Genomic DNA, 20,655 nt, shown 5'->3' with positions numbered 1-20,655 from the left:
GTTAATGGTTAGTGTTTAGTATAGCTTATCAATGTAAAACCCTGGTATCCAAGATGCCTGGGTTTCTTTTTTCTTCCCCACACTCTATTTGTTCACTTTCATGGCCTAACCTTACCGTGACTCTATAAATGTTAAAATAAGTTTGGCCTGTAACATTTCTTCCAAATGTACGTCTTGTAGGTATCATCATCAATCAAATTAAAAAACGGACAACTCATGAAGAAGCTATTCTTATTTGTTGCACTGGCTTTGTGCGGCATTCAATCAAATTATTCAAACAGCAATGACCCAGAAACCGCTTTGGGTTCCATTTCCGGTACAGTGGTGGACAATGCTTTGCAACAGCCCGTTGCCTATGCGGCCATTGTCATTAAATCTGAAAATGGTACCGAGACCATCACAGGGGGGATTACCGAGGACGATGGTAGTTTTGAAATCAAAAAACTGCCCGATGGTACTTTTGTCTTGGAAGTCCAATTCATTGGCTACAAGACCTATTCACAAGAACTGATCATTTCCAAAAACAACAGAAATGTAGATTTGGGGACCATCACCTTGGAAGAGGAAACCCGGGAACTGGACGAAGTGGAAGTGGTGGCCGAGCGCACCACCATTGAGCAGCGTGTGGACCGGAAGGTCATTAATGTAGGTAAGGACCTTACCACGGCCGGGGCAACTGCTTCCGATATTATGAACAATATCCCTTCGGTAAACGTGGATTCACAAACCGGGGATATAACCCTTCGCGGAAATTCAAATGTACGGGTCATGGTAGATGGAAAGCTTTCCAACGTTCCAGTGGCTCAATTGCTCCGCCAAATTCCCTCAACCTCCATAAAATCCATTGAACTTATTACCAATCCTTCTGCCAAGTACAATCCCGAGGGTATGAGTGGCATCATCAATATTGTGTTGCACAAAAATGCCAATATCGGTTTCAACGGGAACGTGAACCTTGGACTGACCAAGGGCATCGAGGCCAAGTTCAATAGCTCCATCGACCTGAACTACCGTAATGGGAAATTCAATTTTTATGGAAACTATGGCAACAACATAGGCAAATATGTGAACGACGGCACCATTTTTAGGACCGATGAAAACTCATTGCAGAAGTTTGACTTTTTCAACAACAACAAATCACACCTCTATAAATTGGGCGTGGATTTTTACCTAAATGACAAAAACACCATTTCCGTGTTCACCAACCAAAACATTTTTGATGGAACTGGTGATGGCACCACCCAAGTGACCTACAATACGGATCCATCACGGAATGTGACCCAATTTTTTGATGACATCTCCGACAACCGTAGCGAACAGTACAATTTTGACTATAAACTGGACTTCAATAAAGAAGGTCACAACATAGAATTGGAAGTGGACCATAACCGATTTGAAAGTGGCCAGGATGCCAATTTTAGGTCGGTTGGGGCAAGCCTTTACCCAAATTATATGGATTTTGTGGATACGGAGCGTACCCAGACCATTGCCAATTTGGACTATGTGAACCCCTTGGACAGCATTTCAAAATTGGAAATCGGTATTGAATCCCGGAATTTTGAAACCGATGTTGATTATGCATCCACCGGGTTTTCCTTCAATTCCAATGGCAATCTGGTACCCACGCCAAACACCAATTTTGTGTATGGCATGGACATTTATTCGGCCTACGCCACCTTTAGCCAGTCCTACAAAAAATGGTCCTATCAAATGGGGGTTCGTGTAGAGGATGTTGAAGTTACCGCGGACACCAACAGCGTTCGGTCTTTTACCGATAAGTATACCGAAGTCTATCCATCAGCCTTTGTTACCTACAATCCTAATGAGAAAAATCAATTGCAGGTAAGCTATAGCAGACGTGTGGACAGACCGGGGCTTGAGCAGGTAAATCCTATCCGGGAATTTGCCACTCCGTTGATATCTTCCTTCGGAAATCCAAATTTGGTGCCCCAGTTCACCAATTCCTACGAAGCCAATTATACCCGCCGGATTAAAAACGGAAGCATTACAGGAGGCGTTTTTTATAGGAGCATCAAGGATGAGATCAACCGGGCGGTGTATATAGACCGATTGGATTTCAATAAGATCATATTGACGTATGACAACTTTGCCAAGACCTCAGCCTATGGTTTTGAACTCTCCAGCAACTACCGCCCGACAAAATGGTGGAACATTAACGGAAGTTTTGATATTTTCTCGCAGACCAACCGAGGTATCACGGAAAGCGTACCTGGAAATACGCCTAATCCAACCGAGGACGATATTATTGAGCAAAACGTTCAAGTGGACAACACGGCATGGAACCTACGTATGAACAATAGTTTTACCGTGACCAAGCAATTGACGCTTCAGGCATTTGGGTTTTATAGAGGTAAAAACCGTACCATTCAGTTCAATGCCGAGCCCATGTATTTTGTGAACATGGGAGCGCGCTACAGCTTTGCCGAAGGCAAGGGGACCATTAGTTTTAATTACAACGATATTTTCAACACCATGCGATTTGCCTTCAAAGCGGACCAACCGTATGAACAAGCGGGGGGCTTTAACTGGGAGAGCAATAATGTCTACGTAGGGCTTTCCTACCGTTTTGGAAGTGGAAAAAACCGCGCCAAGCAACGTAAAAACAGGGATGACCGAACCAAAGATACCGGTGGCGGCATCTTATAAGGGCAAATTGATACTTCTTGCCGAAGTGTTGGTTGGTAAGTAGGCGGTTGTATCAATAAAAAGCCCCGATCTTTTAAAGGATCGGGGCTTTGTTTATTTCTTTCTTTGGGTTACCACCTAATAATGACACTGCCCCAGGTAAAACCACTTCCAAAAGCAGCGAGAACCACCAAATCGCCTTCTTTGATCTTGCCTTGCTCCCACGCTTCGGTAAGGGCAATGGGTATGGATGCTGCGGTGGTGTTTCCATAATTCATGATGTTATTGAACACCTGATCATCGGACAGCCCAAATTTCTTCTGAATGAATTGGGAGATGCGCAAATTGGCCTGATGGGGAATCAACATATCAATGTCCTGCGGGCCCAAATTGTTGGCCTGTAATCCTTCCATGATCACCTCACTGAAACGGACCACGGCATTTTTGAACACAAACTGTCCGTTCATATACGGGAAATAGGAAGTATCTTCTTTGCCAGAATCTACATCGGCAATAATGTCGTTCACCCATCTTTTTCCCATTCCTGGGGCAATCAGGGAAAGTTCTTCTGCATGTTGCCCTTCGGAGTGCAAGTGGGTAGATAAAATCCCCTTGGAAGTATCTTCCTCCCGGGTCAAAACTGCGGCTCCAGCACCATCTCCAAAAATAACCGATACACCTCTACCTCTGGTGGTCATGTCCAACCCATGGGAATGCAATTCCGAACCAATCACAAGTACATTTTTGTACATACCACTTTTAATATACTGATCGGCAACTGAAATTCCATAGACAAAACCGGAACATTGATTGCGAATGTCCAATGCCCCTACAGTTTTAATACCCAAATCGCGTTGCACCAGAACACCAGGGCCAGGAAAATAATAATCTGGACTTAGGGTGGCAAAAACAATGAAATCAATCTCATTTTTATCAATACCAGCTCGCTCTATGGCTTTTTGAGCCGCTTTTACCCCCATGCTGGTGGTGGTATCCGTACCTTTTATCACATGGCGTCGTTCTTTGATTCCCGTACGCTCCTGGATCCATTCATCATTGGTGTCCATTACTTTGGACAAGTCATCGTTGGTGACCACATTTTCAGGGACGTAAAATCCTAAACCTGATATTCTTGAGTTATACATTATTTCTCGATTAAATACTAATTATTGAAAAAACAATCTGTTTTTGGAGGGAAAAGTAAAAAATATATCCAAGGAACTGCATATTTATTAACAAAATAAAGCGTTCTGTGCCAACTCTATGCAATATACGTTTTAAAAGAAAATGCACTTTCAGGCGAAAGTGCATTTTCAACAACCTAACCAATAAATAAACAAACTTGTTATAGTGTTGTACTATTTCATAGCAATTTCTCCTATAACGATGTAAAGATACAAATTTTGTTTATCATTATGATAAAAAGAATAAACAAAACTATGTTAAAGTTCATATTACAATGTTAAAATCAATAAGCTGTGCCAGTTTGTCAGCTTCATGATTATGGTATTTTTTTTGTCCATAGGATATAAAAAATTACATACACCATGGCAACAGGTAAAATCAATGTTTCAGTAGAGAACATTTTTCCCTTGATCAAGAAGTTTTTGTACAGTGATCATGAAATATTTTTGAGGGAATTGATATCAAATGCTACAGATGCAACCCTAAAACTAAAGCACCTTACTTCCATTGGCGAGGCCAAAGTGGAATATGGAAACCCCATTATTGAGGTGAAGGTTGACAAGGACAAAAAGCGCATCCATATTATTGACCAAGGCATTGGAATGACGGAAGAGGAAGTGAAAAAGTACATCAATGAAGTAGCTTTTTCCGGTGCAGAGGAGTTTTTGGACAAATACAAGGATGCCGGAAAAGATGCCGGAATTATTGGCCATTTTGGCCTTGGATTCTACTCTGCCTTTATGGTGGCCGGCAAAGTAGAAATCATCACCAAAAGTTTTAAGGATGAACCTGCGGTGCACTGGACCTGCGATGGATCTCCAGAGTTCACCATAAAAGAAGCAAAGAAAAAAGATAGGGGTACCGAAATCATTCTTCACATTGCAGAGGATTCCACCGAGTTCTTGGAAGATACCAAAATTCGTGAGTTGTTGAAAAAATACAACAAGTTCATGCCCATACCCATCAAGTTCGGAACCCGCACGGAGACCCTTCCAAAGCCAGAGGATGCCAAAGAAGATGACCCGGCACCGACCAAGGAGGTTGATGACATCATCAACAACCCCAACCCGGCTTGGACCAAACAGCCCACCGATTTAAAGGAAGAAGATTACAAACAATTTTACCGGGAACTGTATCCCATGCAGTTTGAGGAACCGTTGTTCCACATCCACCTCAACGTGGACTATCCTTTTAACTTAACGGGGATTCTGTATTTCCCAAAGTTGACCAACGACCTTAACATTCAAAAGGATAGAATCCAGCTATACCAAAACCAGGTATTTGTTACAGACAACGTAGAGGGCATCGTTCCAGAATTCCTGACCATGTTGCGCGGGGTCATCGATTCTCCTGACATTCCGTTGAATGTTTCACGATCCTATCTTCAGGCAGATGGTGCCGTGAAAAAGATTTCATCCTATATCACCCGAAAAGTGGCCGATAAGTTGAGTTCTTTGTTCAAAAACAATAGGGAAGACTTTGAACAAAAGTGGAACGACATCAAAGTGGTGATTGAATACGGTATGCTTTCCGAAGACAAGTTCTTTGAAAAGGCAGAAAAATTTGCTTTGTACCCAACCGTTGACGGCGCATTCTACACTTTTGAGGAACTGGAAGCCAAAATCAAGGACAACCAAACCGACAAGGATGACAAATTGGTGGTGTTGTATGCTTCGGACAAAGAAGCACAGCACAGCTATATTGAGGCAGCCAAAGCCAAAGGTTATGAGGTTTTGCTAATGGATTCTCCCATTGTACCCCATCTGCTCCAAAAACTGGAGACCTCCAAAGAGAAGTTGTCCTTTGTTCGGGTTGATGCCGACCATATTGACAACCTCATCAAAAAAGAGGATACGGCCATTTCCAAACTTTCCGATGAGGAAAAGGAAAAGCTCAAAGGTGAAATTGAAGAAGTGGTCAAAGACAAAGGCTACACCATCCAAATGGAAGCCATGGAAAGCAGTGCATCGCCCTTTATCATCACAGAGCCTGAATTTATGCGAAGGATGAAAGAAATGCAACGAACCGGAGGCGGTGGTATGTTCGGCATGGGCAATATGCCGGATATGTACAATCTGATCGTAAACACCAACCACGAGTTGGTAAGCGAGATTTTGAACACCAAAACGGCCAAAAAACGGGAACGTTTGATCAATCAATCCTTGGATTTGGCGCGATTGTCAAAAGGGTTGCTGAAAGGTGAGGAACTTACCAAGTTCATTTCCCGAAGCTATGAGATGATCAAATAAAATCTCAAAACATGTCACATCGAGCGGAGTCGAGATGCAATACTCCAAAAAAGGGTTCTCGACTCCGCTCGAACTGACATTTATCTCCATTTGGGCATCCTTTTTCTTATTTTTAGTCCATGGAAAACCCTTGGCATCTGTATCTAATGGCCGGAATGTACGTGGTTGCAGGCATGGCCCACTTTTTATTTCCAAGGATGTACTTGCGGATAATGCCCCGTTATCTCCCCAATCCCAAATTTTTGGTGTTTTTGAGCGGTGCTGCTGAAATTGTGCTGGGAATTGGGTTAGGTTTTAAAAAAATAAGGGACTATAGCATCTACGGAATCATCTTAATGCTGATTGTTTTCTTGCTGGTTCATTTTTATATGCTCTCGGGTGAAAAAGCTTCGGCCGGAATTCCCAAATGGATTCTTATCCTTAGAATTCCATTGCAATTTGGATTAATGTATTGGGCATACTCATATGTAATGTATTGAAAAACATGAAAGTCATCTCCACTAACATAGGCCGCCCTACCCCAATAGTTTGGAACGGCAAACAGACGACAACCGGTATCTACAAATATCCTGTTGAAGAACCACTGCTCTTGGAAACAGAAATTGTGGCCAAGGACACCATTGCGGACCGAAAGGTGCACGGCGGGATTTTTAAGGCGTGTTATCTTTTTTCTTCCGATCATTACCCGTATTGGAAAGAAAAATATCGGGATTTGGACTGGAATTGGGGCATGTTCGGGGAAAATTTAACTGTTGAAGGATTGGATGAGTCCAAAATAAAGATTGGGAGTATCTACAGGTTGGGAACCGCCTTGGTACAGATTACCCAGCCCAGGGAACCTTGCTACAAACTGGGGATACGATTTGGCACACAAAACATTTTAAAGGAATTTATTGACCATGGTTTTCCCGGCACCTATATCCGCGTTTTGGAAGTGGGAAGGGTCAGTAAGGGTGATGTAATGGAGTTAGTGGAAGAATCTAAAAGTCCGTTGACCACCCGACAATTTTATCATTTACTTTTTTCAAGGGATAAGAACTCGGACCATCTTAAACTTGCCATTAACAATGATGCTCTACCACTTGGGAAAAGGGAACGGTTGGAAAAATTTCTATAAAAAAAGGGCCCTAAAAAGGGCCCCAATGCACATAAAAATTAACTAAACAAACTATTTTACTGCCATAGTTTCCTTGTAAGTACCGAACTTATCAACTATAACTATGGTATATTCGTCTTCAAAGGCTCTTTCAAAGTTGAACGCTTTTTCTACAACTAGTTCACCATCGATTGTCTCACTGTAAACAAGTCTTTCTTGGCTATCATAAACCTTTAGAAGAACAGTTCCTTGGGAAATGTTCAAAAGGTTCATCATCAATTTTTCACCTTTCTTTACAAAAACTGGATCAAGTTCAACTTTAACCAATTTCTTTTCAACTTCGCTCTTTGCTGGTCCGTTGGCAAACCCTATTGTTGATACTAATAGGAATGCTCCTGCTACTAGATAATTTACTACTGACTTCATAACATTTCGTTTTTTTAAGATTACAGTACAAATGTATGGCGGAACAGTAGCCTGGAATACCACCATCTTTTCCAGTTTATATGCTATATTAACATAGGTAATATCTTAACTTTGTATTAAGGTTAAGATAACACAGTTTTTAGTTAATTTTGCAGAGAATACCTACATAACATGACTATACCTTTACATAACCAAATTTAATATGGCAAAAATGATTCAAAAACCTGCTTTTGAGGCAATTGCGCCTAGTTTTGGACACTCGTTCACGTATCAAAAGTTCAATGAAAACAACGAGAACAAGAACAATGGCTGGCATTACCACCCCGAATTGGAGCTGGTCTATATTAACGGAGGTTCCGGAAAGAGGCAAATAGGCAGCCATGTCTCCTATTTTAGGAACGGTGACCTTATTCTTATTGGTTCCAACCTGCCCCATTGTGGCTTTACCGATAAATTGACAGGAAACAAAAGTGAGACCCTGGTTCAGATGAAAGCTGATTTTCTGGGAAGTGATTTCTTCAACATTCCAGAAATGAAAAACATTCAAAAATTGTTTGAAGTCGCCAAGGGCGGAATTGCTTTTTCTGGCATGACCAAGGTAAAGGTTGGGGAAAAAATGGAAATATTGGAGTACCAGACCGACTTTCAACGGCTTCTGTCCATCCTTAATATATTGAACATATTGGCCACTTCCGATGAAATCAAGGTATTGAACGGGGAAGGTTTTTCCATGGAGACCGAGGTTAAGGACAATGACCGTATCAATATTGTCTTCAACCATGTAAAGACCAACTTTAAGGAAGATATCAGCTTGGATGAAATTGCGGATATGGTGAGTATGACGGTGCCTTCTTTTTGTAGGTACTTCAAAAAAATCACCAACAAGACCTTTACGCAGTTTGTAAATGAGTACCGATTAGTGCATGCCTCCAAACTTTTGGCAGAGCAACCCATGAGCATTACGCAAGTGTGCTATGAGAGTGGATTCAACAACTTTTCGCATTTCAACAAATCGTTCAAAGCGTTTACTGGCCAAAACCCATCAGAATACAGGAATCAATTAAAGACTGTATTGCAATAAGTTCCGCTGGTTAGGCAAACAGGTCGTTCAGCACCTTGGCCAAGCGCAATCCACCTCTTTGCAATTGCTGAAACAGCAAATCATTGTATTGGTAGGTGTATTGGTAGCCCAATTTTTCACCCACCTCGACGGAGTCATACAGTTCTGCACAAATTTTATGGGATTCATCTACCCAATCATAAATGGTTCCTTCCTGTATTTTTTTACGCTCCCTTTGGGAAACCTGATTCAATTCGTTGGCCAATTCCGTATAGGTCATTCCGTAGGAAACAATCAAATCCTTGTCCCAAACCCGGTGCAAGTTACTGCCTTCGCCAAACCACTGTACCTGGATATCATTACCGCCCTTATCCTCTGCCCTGCTGGCATGCATGGGTTGATGTAGGTCGCCAATAAGATGAACCAACATTTTAAGGTAAAAAACCCGGTCTTCCCTGCTTCTGTTTTTGTCCTTTATCACCTGTTTGCACTCTTCAATGGCCGTGATAATATCACCATATTTACTCTTTTCTGAATCCTCATATCTCATCCCCAAAGGATAATTGACATAATGCCAAGCCGAATATTTGGAATATTTACGATCTGCTTTTATTTCATCGGCATAGGTTGAGACAAAAGCAAGGCTGTGGCCTTCCAACAAATCGTTCAAGGCTCTCTTGGCCTTGCCCGACAGGTAGTTCTGTGCAATATGCCCCGTGACACGATGTCCGGTTTTTCCCCAAAAGTTGCCAAAGGCAAGCACGGGAACCAATACAAAAAGGAGGATGATTTTTTTCATGATTGATGAATGCTTCAAAAGAGGGGAACAAGATATAAAATCAGTTAACAAAATTTATAGACACCAATTTTCACCATCTTTTTTGAACGGCAATGGCTTATAGTAAACTTTGGGATTTTTTTAACGAAGCTAAATCTTAAATTTGTGAACCAACTATGCTCAACTAATGTTTCATTTTCGTTTTGTACTCAGTACACTACTATTTCCATTCCTATTTTTTGCCCAAACCAGTCCGAAGCAATTCACTGTAAAATATACAGAAGAGCCCTTGATGATAGATGGGATTCTTGATGATCCTGCTTGGCGGATTGCAGAAAGTGCCCACGGATTTCAGCAATACTTCCCATCAGATTCTGTACCTGCCTTGCAGCAAACGGACATTAAAATGCTGTACAATGCCACCACGCTTTTCATAGGGATTAAACTGGATACTGAAGGTGATAATTATGTAATCCCTTCTTTGGAAAGAGATTACAGGGCTGGGGGGAATGATAACATAAGTTTGCTGTTCGATACCTTTAATGATGGCACAAATGCATTTCTTTTTGGAATGAACCCCTACGGGGTTCGCAGGGAGGCCCTAATCTCCAATGGAGGTGCTGGACCAAGTGGCTTCATAACTTCTTGGGACGTTAAATGGCAGGGCGAGACCAAACTCTATGACGGCTACTATGTCTGTGAGATTGCCATACCCCTTACCTCTTTTAAATTCAAACAAGGGGAAACAAAATGGCGGTTCAACAGCTATCGTTTTGATATGCAGACCAACGAACAAAGTACATGGATAGAAATTCCACAAAACCAACTTATCTACAGCCTGGCCTTTATGGGCGATATGGTCTTTGAAAAGCCTTTGGGAAGGTCCAGAACGCCCATGGCCATTATTCCCTATACCAACGGAATTGCCGGAAAGGACTACGAGAACAATGAAGACATGAGCAAGCTCAACTTTGGGGCCGATGCCAAAGTATCCATAGGCAATGGGATGAATCTGGACATTACAGTGAATCCGGATTTTTCCAATGTGGAAGTGGATAATTTTGTGACCAATCTTACGCGCTTCGAGGTATCACTGCCCGAAAGACGTCAATTTTTTATAGATAACAGCGACCTCTTTGGTTCTTTTGGAAATAATCGCGATGCCAACCCATTTTTTTCAAGAAGAATCGGGATTGCCGAAAATCTGGATGAGGAGACCATTGAAAATGGGATTGTTGCCGGAATACGACTCAGTGGAAAAATCAATGAAAACTGGCGTTTGGGCCTTTTGAACATCCAGACCGAAGAAGATGAGGAGAACCATATCCCCAGTAACAACAACACGGTTTTTGCGCTTCAAAAGAAACTGTTTTCCCGCTCCAACCTTAGTTTTCTTTTTGTGAACCGTCAAACTTTTAAGGAGTATGATTTCTTGGAAGAGATGGACCGATACAATAGGGTTATTGGCCTGGACTATAATCTTGCATCGGCAGACAACACTTGGACGGGTAAATTCTATTACCACAAAGCTTTTGCCCATGAGCTCGGTCATCGAGATGGCTCTGGAGGGGTCGACCTGCGTTATAACTCCAGATTTTTGAATTTTGGGCTCCGTGGCAACTTTGTGGGAGAAGATTTCCGATCAGACCTCGGGTACATCCGAAGAGATGACATTGTGGCCGCAAGACCATATATTGAACTGAACTTTTGGCCCAAAAAAGGTAAACTGAATTCCCATGGTTTCCGGTTTGAGCCAAATGCTATCTGGAAACCCACCATGAACTATCAAAATACCGATTATTTTATCTTCACGGGATGGCAAGCACAGTTCAAGACCCAAGAAGAACTTTCAGCGCGTCTCTTCAATAGGTTCACTTACCTTACCGACCCTTTTGACCCCACTGGCACTGACGGTGGAGTTGAATTGCCAGAGAACCAAGGCTATTACTACACCAGTTATGAGGTAGAATTTCAAAGTGATAGACGAAAGGTATTTTCCTATTCTTTGGAGCCCGGATATGGTGATTTCTACAACGGCACCCGTTTTTCCTTTGAGGGAGACATGAGTTTACGGATACAACCCACCGTATTTCTTTCATTGGGGATGAACTATAACAGTATTCAGCTTCCTGAACCTTATGAAAGTGCAGACCTGTGGTTGGTGAGTCCACGGATAAATATAACCTTTAACAAGTCCGTTTTTTGGTCCACATTGGTCCAATACAGCAACCAGCTCGATAATTTAGGGTTCAACTCCCGTTTGCAATGGCGTTTTGCACCACTATCCGATTTGTTTTTGGTGTACAACGATAATTACTTTGTAAACACCATTATGCCCAGGAGCAGGTCCATCAACCTAAAGTTCACGTATTGGTTGAACATATAGCACCGAATTCTACACTGTTTGATTTTCCTATATTTGGTTTCTAGCTTTAAAACTCTATGGACCAACTACCTTTTACGGATGACACGGTCATCTTTGGGCTTCTTTGCCTCTGCTTGGGATTCGTTTTTTATACCTCATCCTTAAAAACGGGCTTTTGGAAAAAGTTCTACGGCTTAGTACCCACGGTGCTTATGTGCTACCTCCTACCCGCTATTTTGGCCAGTTTGGGCATTGTGGATGAATCGGCATCCCAAACCTATTTTGTGGCCAGCAGGTATCTTTTGCCAGCAGCATTGATCTTAATGACCTTGAGCATAGACCTTAAGGCCATTATGAATTTGGGTTCCAAGGCCCTGATCATGTTTTTAACAGGTACCGCCGGGATCATTATTGGTGGTCCCTTGGCCATTTTGATTGTTTCCATTTTTTCCCCTGAAACGGTGGGCGGAAGCGGTGTCGATGCCGTTTGGCGTGGACTTGCCACCATAGCTGGAAGTTGGATCGGTGGAGGCGCCAATCAGGCTGCCATGTTGGAGGTCTTCAAATACAACCAGGAAAATTATGGCGGAATGGTACTGATCGATATTGTGGTGGCCAATCTCTGGATGGCTATCCTTTTGTTGGGTATCGGAAAGACAAAAAAGATTGATGCTTGGCTTAAGGCGGATACGTCTTCCATTGAAGATCTAAAACAAAAAGTATCAACCTATACCGATAAAATTGCTCGGGTCACCTCTTTGCCCGATTTAATGATGATGCTGTTCTACGCCTTCGCCGGGGTGGGCATCGCCCATTTTTTGGGCCATCATTTCGCTGGATTTTTGGAAAATAATTTTGAGGTCATCCGAAACAAACAAAAAATACTCTCCTCACTGGGTTCCCAATTTTTGTGGATGGTTGTCTTTGCTACTGCCATTGGAATTGGTTTGTCTTTTACCAAGGCCAAAAATTATGAAGGTGCCGGAGCCAGTAAGATTGGGGGCATGTTTATTTATATTTTGGTGGCCACCATTGGCATGAAGATGGATCTGGGCAAAGTTTTGGAAAACCCGGGACTCATTGCCATAGGATTGGTTTGGATCACTATTCATGCGGGACTGTTGATCTTGGTGGCCAAATTGATCAAGGCCCCCTACTTCTTTCTCGCCGTGGGAAGCCAAGCGAATGTGGGAGGCGCTGCCTCGGCACCGGTTGTAGCCGCCGAGTTTCATCCTTCCTTGACCTCTGTGGGGATCCTTTTGGCTGTTTTTGGCTATGTTGTGGGCACGGCAGGCGCCTATATTTGCGCATTATTGATGGAAGTGGCCTCCAAAGTTTAAAAATTTCAGAAGTTTATTGATATTTGCCGAGCAAAATTATTCGAATGAAGAGAATCCTTACCGTAGCACTTTTGGCATTGGCCATTGCTTCCTGTGAAAAGAACACGGAAAACACCATGATTGTTTCCGGAAACATCAAAGGGTTGAAAAAAGGCACCCTTTTTCTACAACAATCCAACGATTCAACTTTGGTGGTATTGGATTCCCTAAAAATTGAAGGCAATGGAATCTTCGCCTTTTCCCAAGAAGTTGAAGATCCTGACGTGTTTTACCTCTATCTGGAAAAAGAGGACAAAAATGAGGTGAATGATAGGATTATGTTTTTTGGGGAACCTGGAGAAATTGTCATCAATACGTCTTGGAACACTTTTGACAAAAATCCTGAGATATTGGGTTCAGCATCGCATGAAAAACTTTCAGAATTCAACAAAATGCTATCCAATTTCAACCTTAAGGATTTGGCCTTGATGCAGGAAGCAACGCAACCGGAATATCAAGAAAATTTAGAGGCTTTGGATTCCCTTCAAAGGTTGGCCGATCAAAACCTATTGAACCGGTATAGATATGTACTGAACTTTGGCCTGAACAATGGCGATTCCTATGCCACTCCCTACATCATGATGACGGAGGCCAGAGAGGCAAACCCCAAATATTTGGATTCTGTGTACAATGGACTTTCTCCTGAAGTGGCGTCGTCCAAATATGGAAAAGCCCTTTCAGCCTTTTTGAAGGAACAGGATTAACCTAACTGGCGAGATTGTTCAATTCTTCCACAAGTTCTGTGGCCTTTTCTTCCAATTGGGCCCTAATTTCCTTGAAATGGGCTTTGGTATCCTCTACCTCTTTCTGATGGATCTTGCCCATAAGCTCATCGAACACGGCAATGGCCTTGTCAATGATCACGGTTCCTTCTTCAGACTCCTTATTGCCTGAACCGGCCTCCCAGATATAAACCGCTTCTATGATGTCTCCCAGAACAAAATTGACATCCTTTTTTAAATCGCGAACACTTGGCATTATTTGTATTTTTTTAAATGTACTACTAAATGGTAACTTCTAAAAATTTGGCTCCATGTGTATTAATATCCACAGCGCCACTAGTGGCGGCAACCAAAACAGTTTCTCCCCGTTTTATGGGTGCACTGCCCCAATCATTGGTAATCGTTGCCTCTCCACCAACACACATATAAATGGTGAACGAATCCCTTTTGGATAGATCTTGGTGCAATTTTTTGTCCAAATCCAAAAAGTTGGTTTTAAAATATGGGCAATCCACCATGGTATTCACAACATCTTTATTATGGGGATACTCAACTTTAAAATCGTCCTTCTTTTCGTAATCAATGGCATCAACGGCCAAACCGGTGTGTAATTCCCTAAGATTGCCATTCTTGTCCCTGCGGTCAAAATCGTAGACCCGGTAGGTAATATCAGAAGTTTGTTGAATCTCGGCCAACATGACCCCAGCACCAATGGCATGGATTCTCCCGGTATTGATGAAGAATGTATCCCCTTCGGAAACTTCTTCATAGTTCATTAAATCCAACAATGTGCCCTCTTCCAAACTTTGGATGTACTCGCCCTTATCAACATTCTTGTTGAAGCCAAGTATGAGCTTACCTCCAGGATCGGCATCCATAATATACCACATCTCCGTTTTTCCGAAGGAATTGTGCCTTTCTCGTGCCAAATCATCATTGGGATGCAATTGGATGGAAAGGTCTTGTTTGGCATCTATAAATTTAACGAGGATGGGAAATTCATTCCCAAAACGGTCCACCACACTCTTCCCCAATAACTCCTCCCCTTTCACTGCCATCAGCTCTTCAAGTGAAGTCCCAGCGAGAACTCCGTTGGACACCTCCGAAATATCGCCCGGAACACCGGATAGTTCCCAACTTTCGCCGGTGATGTCACTTTCAATCGGTTTGCCGAGTACGTCTTTAAGTTTTGTTCCACCCCAAAGACGTTCCTTAAGGATTGGTTTAAATTTTAACGGGTAAAGGTCCATTTTATCCTGAGTAAGTTACAAAATTCCGGGGGGTTTCATAGAGGACAATTTCCAAGTCCTTGGTTTGATCTATTAGGGGTCTTAATTTGTTCCAGATGACCACGGCTATATTTTCCGCGGTAGGGTTCAAATCCTTGAACTCCGGTACATCCGTATTGAGATTCTTGTGGTCCAAGGCTTCTTCAATATGTTCCACAATCAAATCCTTGAGTACTTTCAGATCCATCACAAAGCCCGTTTCTTGATCAATTTCCCCAGTTACGCTTACAATAAGCTCGTAATTATGACCGTGGTACCGGGGGTTGTTGCATTTTCCAAAAACGGCCTTGTTCTTCTCATCATCCCAATCCGGTCTGTGCAGTCTGTGGGCTGCATTAAAAATGGCCTTTCTACTGACTTTTACCTTCATTGTGCTGGAATGTTTTTCATGAGATGGTCATAGAAACGTTCAAAAATTATCTTGAACCACGCTGTATATTGATCAGGGTTCTTGGAAATATCTGTTTTGATGTCTTCAGGATGCATCCATTTCCAATCTGCTACTTCATCGGGGTTGATTTCAGGCGTTTTATTGAAGGTCCCGATCATCACATGATCGTACTCATGTTCCGTAAGCCCATTATCAAAAGGGGCCTTGTAAATGAATGAAAACAACTCTGTAAGTTCTGTGCTAAAGCCCATTTCTTCCATAAGCCGACGTTTGCCCGCCTCAATATTGGACTCTCCCTCCCTTTGATGGCTACAACAAGTGTTGGTCCATAGCAAGGGGGAGTGATATTTGTCCTTGGCACGCTGCTGGAGCATGGTCTCTCCCTTATCATTCATTACAAAAACAGAAAAAGCCCGATGTAGCAGTGCTTTTTCGTGGGCTTCCATTTTGGGCATCAAGCCTATAGGCTCATCGGCCTCATTTACCAATATCACATTTTCCTCTTCCATGAGGTAAAAATATGACCTTTGGAGGAATTTTTCTGAAGTATGGGTTTTAAATTGTTGCTAAAAGAAGCGTGGTGATTTAAGATTACCCACGTTTCTGATGAAATCGTAACGAAGAATAACTTCAAAAGAACCATCATTGAAAGTGGCGGCTCCCAGTTCGGTGATTTCACGGTCATAGGCCAGACCGATCATAAACTGGTCCGATACCATAAAGCCGAACAGGCCACTAAAAGCGGCATCCCATCGGTAGGCGACTCCTCCAATAAATTGTTCATTCAGCATAAAATTAGCGGAAAGGTCAACCTGCAATGGAGCACCTTGCACCACCTTGGTCAAAATGGTAGGCTTGAACTTTAGGAAAGGGTTCAAATCCCAAACATAACCGGTAATGGCATATAAATTTATCTGCTCTTTGGCCGTAGACACGGAAGATTCGTCAAAATGTGTCGTCTCCAATATTCTTGGTGCAGAAAGTCCAGCATAGAATCTTTCTGTATGATAATACACCCCAGCACCAATATTGGGCGAGAATTTGTTTTGGATATCTTGTTGTGATTGTAACTGCGGGTCTATTTCAAATTCATCCAGTTCGGAGTATCTAATATCGAGCATGTGTGCACTGGCCTTCAATCCGAAACTCAGCCTACCCTCCCAAGAGGTTTGGATGGTATAGGAAAAGTCCGCATCAAAATAGGTCTCCGAGGTTGGGCCTATCTTATCGTTGACCACTGAAATTCCCAAACCAACTCCTCGGTATCCCATTGGGGTATGAATATTAAGGGTCTGCGTCTCAGGAGCGCCATCCAGTCCCAACCACTGGTTGCGGTAGAGCGCGGCAATGCTCAAATGTCCCCTAGAACCGGCATAGGCAGGGTTAACACTTACCGTGTTGTACATATATTGGGTGTACTGCGCATCTTGTTGTGCGTATACTGCTCCCATTGCCCCAAGCAGCAACACGGTAAGTAGTCCCTTAATTTTATTTGTAAAAGTCCTTTTCTGCACAGCGACCATTTCTTTATCGGTTTATATATATATACCCTGAAAGTTGTTTCATATTACCTGTATCATCTTGGTAGTCTATGATATAGAAATAAGTACCCACAGGAAGCTTATTATCCTGATCTACGGTAACCCTTCCTTGGGAAGTACCATCAAAAACATTCCCAACCGTATCATAGGCCCTGGTCTGATAGACCATAACACCCCATCGGTTATAAATTTTCACCGTGTTGTTCGGATAATTTTCAAGTCCGTTGATGGCCAACACATCGTGCACACCATCTCCATTTGGCGTAATTACATTGATGACATCAACAGTTTCAGCAGTGGTTTCACCCAAATCTGGATCTAGATAGTTGGGGATTCCGTTTTCGTTGGAATCATCGTTGGCATAATTTCCATCTTGATTTAGATCTTCATCAATGGTCTCAATACCATCATCGTCATCATCGGAATCCCTAAAATCTGGAATACCATCAGAATCGGTATCGGGCATATCCGTATTTGGATCATCAATTTTATCATTAACATCAATATCAATTACGGTGTCCGCTTCATAACCATCATCCAGTCCATCATTATCTTTATCTGAACCTATAAGTGTTACATCGGCAATTCCATCGCGGTCAAGGTCATGGCCTTCAATGGCATCAGGCACATTGTCATCATCGCTATCGGTGTCCACATAATCTGGGATACCATCGTTGTCCGAATCCAAAGGGATCAAACCAACATTGCCATCATTTTCATAGGCATCGTCCAATCCATTTCCGTTGGTATCCGCTAAACTTGGTGGAATATAGCCCAGAGCCGGTTGCGCCTCAATATTGTCTGGAATGCCATCATCATCACTATCAATGTCCATGTAGTCTGGAATACCATCGCCGTCGGTATCGGTAGGATTTGTGGATGGATCGTTATCATTATCGACATTGAGGTCTTCAAAACTGTCCACGATACCATCGCCATCAGTATCCAAATCAATTCCGAGGGAATTAACAATCACAGTTATAGTAGCGGTATCGCAATTTCCGTTGGTATCACATACGGTATACTCAAAAGTGTCTGTGCCGATAAAATCTGTACTGGGCACGTAGGTGATATCATCATCCGATGGATCAGTAGCGGTACCATTATCGTTTAACACAATTGTTCCGTTTGATGGATTTGTGGTTGAAATAGATCCAGAGCTGGGTATATCATTATCGTTGCCTCGCCATAGAACAATAATATCTGTATTGATGTCGGTTGAAACAGAATCATCAGTAGTGTCCACAATGGGAAGAACATCAACGGTCACTGTTGCCGTACTGCAATCCCCAAGAGTGTTACAGACGGTATAATCAAATGAATCACTGCCATTAAAATCAGGATTCGGAGTATAGGTCACAATATCATCTGTGGGATCGTTGGCAGTGCCACTGTCATCAATAGAAACCGAACCATTGGATGGGTTTGTAGTGGTAAGGGTTCCCGTAGTCGGTAAATCCGAATCATTGTCAAAAATGGGAACCGCAATGGATTCATCTTCATTCACCACAATAAGGTCATCCGCCAAATTAGCAGCCTGACTCATACAAACTACAGTAAATCGAGGAAGTTCGGTATCATTTCCTGCTTTGGTAATGGTCGCCGTATAGCGCATTACCGTTTGGGTACTAACCACCATGGGCCGGGTTTGATCGCCACCTAGAGCAGGATTCCAACTCACCGTTGCGCCAGAGGGCACACTTGCTGAAATATCTAGGGTAACCTGATTGTCCGGGGCATTGCATTCCGTTAAAATAAAATAGCCCGTGGCATTGGATCCACAGAGTGTACCATCATAGGTAGCAAAGTAAACTCCAGGTTGCGTAGCTTCATAAAAAGAATTTGTTCCCAAAACTGTTCCCAAATCGGAAGCTTCAAACCATTGATAGTTACTTTCATCACCTGTATTGGGTGCCTGAAGCAAAAACTGGGCATTTGCAAGGTTCATCCCAAAGAACAGGATAAACAATCCAATGAATAAAGACTTATGTGGGGTTTTTGATTTCAAATCGTTTAGTCTTTATATCATTTTTATTTTACCACAAACACTACGTTGATCAATGCATTGTAATCTGACGGCTGCCCAATAATATCATAGGTTAGCTCACCATTGGCATCAATACTCATATTGGCAAAAACTGCTGGATCCGCATAGGTTATGTAATAATAGAGGTCCGTGGCTGCATACGTTGGAATAGCTGCCGGAGCACCAGCACTGGCAACTGAAGGAGTGCCGTATTGCGTAACATATTGAGCATATAAATCCACTGTTCGTCCAGTACCATTGGTAGAAGCATCAATGGCTATGGAAGGCGGATAAAAAATTCTAGCTGCTTTGGATGTGATCGGAGCGATATCCTGAATTACATCTTCTACAGTTGCCTCTGTATTTCCATCACCATCAACATCCACGGGACTGTCTGAATTTACTTCTGATGCATCTTGATCATCGGTATCTATGGAACTTAAAGGCACATCAAGGTCACCGCCTCCATCTGTTATTCTAAGATTACCACCTGTAACCGTAAAGTTTGTATTGTACTCGTTCCCGGCGTCCGTGTCGCCATCGGCGGCGATGTGGTTCGCAATGTCTGTGGCATTTGTCGCAATGTCGGATGTGTTCGATGCGATGTCGCTTGTGTTGGTGGCTATATTACTTGTATTGGTCGCGATATTGGTCGTGTTAGTAGCGATGTCGGATGTGTTGGTTGCAATATCCGAAGTATTGGTGGCGATATTGGATGTGTTCGTTGCGATGTCTGAAGCATTTGTCGCGATGTCGCTCGCATTGGCCGCAACCCCGGCACTGTCATCAAGGTCGCTCAGGTCAACGGTAACGTCAGTGGTGCCCTCGCTGATCGTCAATACGTTGCTCGGCGCATCCAGCGAAGCACCCGTGATGTCGTCGTCAGTGGCCGCCAAAAGTTCCGCGTCGGTGGCAAAGACAGCATCTAGGTCGTCGCTCAACGTTCCGCCCCCGTCGACAAGCTCCAGCACGGTCCCGTTAAGGCCCAACGAGGTGTTGTACTCGTTCCCGGCGTCCGTGTCGCCATCGGCGGCGATGTGGTTCGCAATGTCCGTGGCATTCGTTGCAATGTCAGCCGTATTCGTGGCAATATCAGCAGTGTTTGTGGCGATGTCTGATGTGTTGGTAGCAATGTCGCTTGTATTGGTTGCGATATTGGTCGTGTTAGTAGCGATGTCGGATGTATTGGTTGCAATATCCGAAGTGTTGGTGGCGATATTGGTCGTGTTAGTAGCAATGTCAGATGTGTTCGTTGCGATGCCACTTGTGTTGGTCGCGATATTGGTCGTGTTAGTAGCGATGTTGGCCGTGTTCGTTGCAATGTCGCTTGCATTGGCCGCAACCCCGGCACTGTCGTCAAGGTCGCTCAGGTCAACGGTAACGTCCGTGGTGCCCTCGCTTATGGTCAATACGTTGCTCGGTGCATCCAGTGAAGCGCCCGTGATGTCGTCGTCAGTGGCCGCCAAAAGTTCCGCGTCGGTGGCAAAGACAGCATCTAGGTC

At 43.1% G+C, this 20,655-nt stretch carries 18 protein-coding genes; 8 read left to right on the top strand and 10 right to left on the bottom strand.

What is annotated here, in order from left to right:
- Positions 1–216 precede the first annotated feature (216 nt).
- Positions 217–2,667, top strand: coding sequence for an outer membrane beta-barrel family protein (locus A7D14_RS00275; protein WP_067028717.1), 2,451 nt, complete (start codon positions 217–219; stop codon positions 2,665–2,667).
- 110 nt (positions 2,668–2,777) lie between these two features.
- Here the strand turns inward: A7D14_RS00275 and A7D14_RS00270 are convergent, their stop codons facing one another.
- Positions 2,778–3,791, bottom strand: a complete 1,014-nt coding sequence (locus tag A7D14_RS00270) for a 3-oxoacyl-ACP synthase III family protein (RefSeq protein WP_067028714.1) — start codon at positions 3,789–3,791, stop codon at positions 2,778–2,780.
- 402 nt (positions 3,792–4,193) lie between these two features.
- Here A7D14_RS00270 and htpG point away from each other — a divergent pair, with 402 nt between their 5' ends.
- The 3 genes from htpG to A7D14_RS00255 all read left to right on the top strand — a co-directional run bounded on the left by htpG (position 4,194) and on the right by A7D14_RS00255 (position 7,197).
- The gene (gene htpG, locus A7D14_RS00265; protein WP_067028711.1) at positions 4,194–6,080 is read left to right on the top strand and encodes a molecular chaperone HtpG; all 1,887 of its coding nucleotides are present in this window, start codon (positions 4,194–4,196) and stop codon (positions 6,078–6,080) included.
- A 119-nt stretch (positions 6,081–6,199) separates the two neighbouring features.
- Positions 6,200–6,559 (top strand): hypothetical protein, encoded by a 360-nt coding sequence (locus tag A7D14_RS00260; RefSeq protein WP_067028708.1) that lies wholly within the window; start codon positions 6,200–6,202, stop codon positions 6,557–6,559.
- 5 nt (positions 6,560–6,564) lie between these two features.
- Complete coding sequence (locus tag A7D14_RS00255; protein ID WP_067028769.1) at positions 6,565–7,197, top strand: MOSC domain-containing protein; 633 nt, start codon at positions 6,565–6,567, stop codon at positions 7,195–7,197.
- A 51-nt stretch (positions 7,198–7,248) separates the two neighbouring features.
- On the opposite strand, the gene A7D14_RS00250 is transcribed toward A7D14_RS00255, so the two are convergent.
- Positions 7,249–7,602 carry a hypothetical protein gene (locus A7D14_RS00250; RefSeq protein WP_067028705.1) on the bottom strand — a complete coding sequence of 118 codons (354 nt, stop codon included), beginning with the start codon at positions 7,600–7,602 and terminating at the stop codon, positions 7,249–7,251.
- Between the two features lie 211 nt (positions 7,603–7,813).
- Between A7D14_RS00250 and A7D14_RS00245 the strand changes: the two genes are divergently transcribed.
- Positions 7,814–8,683: an AraC family transcriptional regulator gene (locus A7D14_RS00245; RefSeq protein WP_067028766.1), complete on the top strand. Its 870-nt coding sequence runs from the start codon at positions 7,814–7,816 to the stop codon at positions 8,681–8,683.
- A 10-nt stretch (positions 8,684–8,693) separates the two neighbouring features.
- On the opposite strand, the gene A7D14_RS00240 is transcribed toward A7D14_RS00245, so the two are convergent.
- Positions 8,694–9,461, bottom strand: a complete 768-nt coding sequence (locus A7D14_RS00240; RefSeq protein WP_067028702.1) for a S1/P1 nuclease — start codon at positions 9,459–9,461, stop codon at positions 8,694–8,696.
- A 166-nt stretch (positions 9,462–9,627) separates the two neighbouring features.
- Here A7D14_RS00240 and A7D14_RS00235 point away from each other — a divergent pair, with 166 nt between their 5' ends.
- From A7D14_RS00235 to A7D14_RS00225, 3 genes are read left to right on the top strand one after another with little or no spacing between them, the layout of a single operon-like run.
- Positions 9,628–11,826, top strand: a complete 2,199-nt coding sequence (locus A7D14_RS00235) for a DUF5916 domain-containing protein (protein WP_067028699.1) — start codon at positions 9,628–9,630, stop codon at positions 11,824–11,826.
- Positions 11,827–11,882: 56 nt separating this feature from the next.
- A complete protein-coding gene (locus A7D14_RS00230; RefSeq protein WP_067028696.1) occupies positions 11,883–13,145 on the top strand; it encodes a DUF819 domain-containing protein in 1,263 nt (420 codons plus the stop codon).
- 44 nt (positions 13,146–13,189) lie between these two features.
- On the top strand, positions 13,190–13,888 hold the full coding sequence (locus A7D14_RS00225; protein WP_067028693.1) for a DUF4369 domain-containing protein: 699 nt from the start codon (positions 13,190–13,192) through the stop codon (positions 13,886–13,888).
- Between the two features lies 1 nt (position 13,889).
- On the opposite strand, the gene A7D14_RS00220 is transcribed toward A7D14_RS00225, so the two are convergent.
- The 7 genes from A7D14_RS00220 to A7D14_RS19890 form a co-directional block, all read right to left on the bottom strand.
- The gene (locus A7D14_RS00220) at positions 13,890–14,162 is read right to left on the bottom strand and encodes a hypothetical protein (RefSeq protein WP_036383173.1); all 273 of its coding nucleotides are present in this window, start codon (positions 14,160–14,162) and stop codon (positions 13,890–13,892) included.
- Positions 14,163–14,187: 25 nt separating this feature from the next.
- Positions 14,188–15,156 carry a type I phosphomannose isomerase catalytic subunit gene (locus A7D14_RS00215; RefSeq protein WP_067028691.1) on the bottom strand — a complete coding sequence of 323 codons (969 nt, stop codon included), beginning with the start codon at positions 15,154–15,156 and terminating at the stop codon, positions 14,188–14,190.
- A gap of 1 nt (position 15,157) precedes the next feature.
- Positions 15,158–15,565: a 6-pyruvoyl trahydropterin synthase family protein gene (locus A7D14_RS00210; RefSeq protein WP_067028688.1), complete on the bottom strand. Its 408-nt coding sequence runs from the start codon at positions 15,563–15,565 to the stop codon at positions 15,158–15,160.
- Positions 15,562–16,095 (bottom strand): isopentenyl-diphosphate Delta-isomerase, encoded by a 534-nt coding sequence (gene idi / locus A7D14_RS00205; protein ID WP_067028685.1) that lies wholly within the window; start codon positions 16,093–16,095, stop codon positions 15,562–15,564. The genes A7D14_RS00210 and idi overlap by 4 nt, the downstream gene beginning before the upstream one ends.
- Positions 16,096–16,152: 57 nt before the next feature.
- Positions 16,153–17,109 (bottom strand): type IX secretion system membrane protein PorP/SprF, encoded by a 957-nt coding sequence (locus A7D14_RS00200; RefSeq protein ID WP_067028682.1) that lies wholly within the window; start codon positions 17,107–17,109, stop codon positions 16,153–16,155.
- Between the two features lie 4 nt (positions 17,110–17,113).
- Positions 17,114–19,135 carry a gliding motility-associated C-terminal domain-containing protein gene (locus A7D14_RS00195; protein ID WP_067028679.1) on the bottom strand — a complete coding sequence of 674 codons (2,022 nt, stop codon included), beginning with the start codon at positions 19,133–19,135 and terminating at the stop codon, positions 17,114–17,116.
- Between the two features lie 23 nt (positions 19,136–19,158).
- Positions 19,159–20,655 (bottom strand): hypothetical protein (locus A7D14_RS19890; RefSeq protein ID WP_218058489.1); only part of this gene is annotated, 1,497 nt, incomplete at its 5' end.

The organism is Allomuricauda sp. CP2A (assembly GCF_001683915.1).
GTDB lineage: Bacteria > Bacteroidota > Bacteroidia > Flavobacteriales > Flavobacteriaceae > Flagellimonas.
This window is presented reverse-complemented; position numbering and strand designations above follow the sequence as displayed.

Bases quoted from the DNA above. Each gene is read 5' to 3' on its own strand.
- A7D14_RS00275 (WP_067028717.1), top strand. From the start codon at position 217: ATGAAGAAGCTATTCTTATTTGTTGCACTGGCTTTGTGCGGCATTCAA.
- A7D14_RS00270 (WP_067028714.1), bottom strand. From the start codon at position 3,791: ATGTATAACTCAAGAATATCAGGTTTAGGATTTTACGTCCCTGAAAAT.
- htpG (WP_067028711.1), top strand. From the start codon at position 4,194: ATGGCAACAGGTAAAATCAATGTTTCAGTAGAGAACATTTTTCCCTTG.
- A7D14_RS00260 (WP_067028708.1), top strand. From the start codon at position 6,200: ATGGAAAACCCTTGGCATCTGTATCTAATGGCCGGAATGTACGTGGTT.
- A7D14_RS00255 (WP_067028769.1), top strand. From the start codon at position 6,565: ATGAAAGTCATCTCCACTAACATAGGCCGCCCTACCCCAATAGTTTGG.
- A7D14_RS00250 (WP_067028705.1), bottom strand. From the start codon at position 7,602: ATGAAGTCAGTAGTAAATTATCTAGTAGCAGGAGCATTCCTATTAGTA.
- A7D14_RS00245 (WP_067028766.1), top strand. From the start codon at position 7,814: ATGATTCAAAAACCTGCTTTTGAGGCAATTGCGCCTAGTTTTGGACAC.
- A7D14_RS00240 (WP_067028702.1), bottom strand. From the start codon at position 9,461: ATGAAAAAAATCATCCTCCTTTTTGTATTGGTTCCCGTGCTTGCCTTT.
- A7D14_RS00235 (WP_067028699.1), top strand. From the start codon at position 9,628: ATGTTTCATTTTCGTTTTGTACTCAGTACACTACTATTTCCATTCCTA.
- A7D14_RS00230 (WP_067028696.1), top strand. From the start codon at position 11,883: ATGGACCAACTACCTTTTACGGATGACACGGTCATCTTTGGGCTTCTT.
- A7D14_RS00225 (WP_067028693.1), top strand. From the start codon at position 13,190: ATGAAGAGAATCCTTACCGTAGCACTTTTGGCATTGGCCATTGCTTCC.
- A7D14_RS00220 (WP_036383173.1), bottom strand. From the start codon at position 14,162: ATGCCAAGTGTTCGCGATTTAAAAAAGGATGTCAATTTTGTTCTGGGA.
- A7D14_RS00215 (WP_067028691.1), bottom strand. From the start codon at position 15,156: ATGGACCTTTACCCGTTAAAATTTAAACCAATCCTTAAGGAACGTCTT.
- A7D14_RS00210 (WP_067028688.1), bottom strand. From the start codon at position 15,565: ATGAAGGTAAAAGTCAGTAGAAAGGCCATTTTTAATGCAGCCCACAGA.
- idi (WP_067028685.1), bottom strand. From the start codon at position 16,095: ATGGAAGAGGAAAATGTGATATTGGTAAATGAGGCCGATGAGCCTATA.
- A7D14_RS00200 (WP_067028682.1), bottom strand. From the start codon at position 17,109: ATGGTCGCTGTGCAGAAAAGGACTTTTACAAATAAAATTAAGGGACTA.